At 45.3% G+C, this 774-nt stretch carries 1 protein-coding gene; it reads right to left on the bottom strand.

Translation table 11 applies throughout. The features are described from left to right. The coding region (locus tag AC04NP_RS30545) for a condensation domain-containing protein (protein ID WP_482863922.1) at window positions 1–774 on the bottom strand (774 nt) is incomplete at both ends.

The raw sequence follows: 774 nt of genomic DNA, 5'->3' as shown, positions 1-774 counted from the left end.
CCATCCTTTGGATAGTTGCTTCCCTGAACAAAGCTGTGCAGTAATTGATGTTTACCGAAAAACCTGCATCGGTTTCATTGACTGTTATGGTTAAATCAAATTTTGAGGTACCCTTCCCTTGATCTTTATAAGTGGATACTGTAATTCCTTCTATTTTATTTACTTCAGTGTTCTTAGGATCTCGTGTGTTCTGTAATACGAATAATACCTGGAACAAAGGACTCATACCCATATCCCGTGTCTTTACCACACGCTCTACGACCTTCTCAAAGGGAACCTCTTGGTGGTCATAAGCATCCAATGTCGTCTTTTTGACAGCTTGTAATACTTCTTGAAAAGAACTGCCTTCCGAAACTTGGGTACGAAGCGCCAAGGTATTGACAAAAAAACCGATCATCCCCTCCAACTCCTTCTGGGTACGGTTGGCCACGGGGGTACCCACACAAATATCCTCCTGGCCACTGTACCGGCTCAACAGCACTTTGAAAGCAGCCAATAGCGTCATAAAAACAGTCACTCCTTCCCGTTGGCTCAAAGAATTGATACCCGCACTTAAAGTACTGTTCAATGTAAAAGAAAGACTCGTCCCCGCAACACTCTGAACGGCAGGACGGACATAATCGGTCGGTAACTGCAATGTGCCAACCCCATTTAGGGTATCCTCCCAGTACGATAACTGGTTGTCAATAATGGCGCCTTCCAAATAGGTACGCTGCCACAAGGCATAATCGATATACTGCAGGGGCAATGGGGGTAAACGCACCTCTTTGCCCG

This window comes from Agaribacillus sp. DX54, assembly GCF_056858335.1.
This window is presented reverse-complemented; position numbering and strand designations above follow the sequence as displayed.